Below are 2126 nucleotides of genomic sequence, written 5' to 3' on the forward strand. Positions count from 1 at the left end.
GCTTCAACTCCGGGTGCCGGCCGATCAGTTCCCCCGCGAGCTTGTCCGTCTCGCGCGACGCCGTGCCGTTACCGATCGCGATCAGCTCGACGGCGTGCTCCTTGGCGAGCCGCGCGAGCTTGGCGAGCTGCGGGAACGCCGTACGGCCACGCGCAGCCGTGCCCGCTACTACCGCACCCACACCGCCGGTTCCCGGCTGTCCGTCGAGGACATTCCCAAGGACCTCGTCGCGGGCGCGGCCGTCCTGCACATCACCGGCATCACCCCGGCGCTCGGCGAGGGGCCGTTGCGGGCCGTCACCCGGGCCGTGGACATCGCGGTGGACGCGGGGGTGATGGTCTCCCTGGACATCAACTACCGCTCCCTGCTGTGGAGCGAGGAGGAGGCCACACGCACGCTGGTGCCGCTCGTGCGCCGCAGCGACCTGGTCTTCGCGGGACCGCACGAGGCCCGGCTCGCGGTGCCCGGCACCGACGACCCGGAGGAACTCGCCCAGGGCATCTGCGCCCTCGGGCCGGGCGGAGCGGTGATCAAGCTGGGCGCCGAGGGCGCGTACGCCCTCCTCGACGGCGAGGAACACCGGCAGCCCGCCGTACCCGTCACCGTGCTCGACTCGGTGGGGGCGGGGGACGCGTTCGTCGCCGGCTACCTCGCGGAGTTGCTCGCGGGCGAACCACCCGAGCGGCGTCTGCGGACGGCTGCCCTGCTCGGTGCCTTCGCCGTCAGCACCACGGGCGACTGGGAGGGTCTGCCCCGGCGCCACGAGCTGGAACTGCTCGACCACCACGACGACATCGTCCGCTGAACGACGGTCCGTTCGTACGCACGGCCCGTTCGTACGTACGGCCCGTTCGCGCGCACGGCACGACCGCCCGCACGGCACGACCGCCCCGCTCCGAAGACCCCACCGCCCGGCCACGCACAGCGCCCTGCCCGTGCCCCGCCCATGCCCCGATCCACGGAACCACCGGGAACTCCCATGCCAACACCCGCTTCCCGCGCAGCGGTTCACGTCCTCACCGGCTCCTACACCCCCGACACCGGCGGTGAGGGCACCGGGCTCGCCACCCTGAGGCTCGATCCGTCGACCGGCGGACTGTCGTACGACGACGAGGTGCCGCCCCTCCCCGTCAGCGGTGCCTCCTTCCTGGCCGCGCACCCCACCCTCGACGTCGTCTACAGCACGAACGAGACCGACCCCGGCGCGGTGAGCGCCGTCTCCCGGCGCCACGACGGCGTACTGGCCCCGCTGGGCAGCCCGGCCGACAGCGGCGGCACCAACCCGTGCCACCTCACCGTCCACCCGGACGGAAACTGGCTCCTGACCGCCCACTACGGCAGCGAAAAGGCGCCCGGCAGCGTGGCCGTGCACCGCCTCGACACGGACGGAAGCCTGCTGGAACCGGCCGACCTCGTGGTCCACGACGGCTCGGGCCCCGTCATCGGACGCCAGGAGGGCAGCCACGCCCACCAGATCCTCGTCGATCCTGCGGGCCGCTTCGTCCTGGCCACCGATCTGGGGGCGGACGCGGTGTTCACCTACCGTCTCGACCCGCGGGCCGGAACCCTCGAACGGACCGCGGTGAACCGTCTGCGCGCCGGCTCCGGTCCCCGCCACCTCGCCTTCGCCCCCGACGGGGAGCGGGTGTTCAGCGCGGACGAACTGTCCTCCACCCTCACCTGCCACCGCTACGACGCCGCCACGGGCACCCTGACGGCCGTCGCCACCGTGCCCGCCACCACGGCCCTGGACGTCGTCAACCAGCCCGGCGGCATCGTCGCCTCGCCCTGCGGGCGTTACGTCTGGCTGACCAACCGCGGGGCCGACACCGTGGCCGCGTTCGATGTCAGCGGCGCCATCCCGGAACCGGTCGGCGAGACGCCCAGCGGCGGGGGCCGGCCGCGCGGGCTTGCCTACGCGGCCGGTCATCTGCTGGTGGCCAACCAGCACAGCGGCACGGTGGTCGCGCTGCGGGTTCTGGACGACGGGAGGCTTCAGGCTTCGGGGCCAGGGGTGTCCGTTTCGTCCGTGGTGTGCGCGCTCGTTCTTTGAGACGCCGGGTGTTTCTTCGCCCCCGCCGCCCCTACCCATTCCCGTCCCTTCCCTGGGGGCTGCGCCCCCAGAC

General features: G+C 73.3%; 2 protein-coding genes and 1 pseudogene. 2 read left to right on the forward strand and 1 reads right to left on the reverse strand.

Annotation, left to right across the window (positions count from 1 at the left end):
* A pseudogene (locus FNH08_RS54295) lies at nt 1-127 on the reverse strand (hypothetical protein); the annotation flags it as partial.
* Between FNH08_RS54295 and FNH08_RS49245 the strand changes: the two are divergent.
* Together FNH08_RS49245 and FNH08_RS49250 are read left to right on the forward strand one after the other, a co-directional pair.
* Nucleotides 95-805, forward strand: a complete 711-nt coding sequence (locus FNH08_RS49245) for a sugar kinase (protein ID WP_322726650.1) — start codon at nt 95-97, stop codon at nt 803-805. The pseudogene FNH08_RS54295 and the gene FNH08_RS49245 sit on opposite strands and share 33 nt — an antisense overlap.
* Nucleotides 806-979: 174 nt before the next feature.
* Nucleotides 980-2053: a lactonase family protein gene (locus tag FNH08_RS49250; RefSeq protein WP_152778469.1), complete on the forward strand. Its 1074-nt coding sequence runs from the start codon at nt 980-982 to the stop codon at nt 2051-2053.
* Nucleotides 2054-2126: the final 73 nt, after the last annotated feature.

The sequence above is a fragment of the Streptomyces spongiae genome, assembly GCF_009377185.1.
GTDB classification, from domain to species: domain Bacteria; phylum Actinomycetota; class Actinomycetes; order Streptomycetales; family Streptomycetaceae; genus Streptomyces; species Streptomyces spongiae.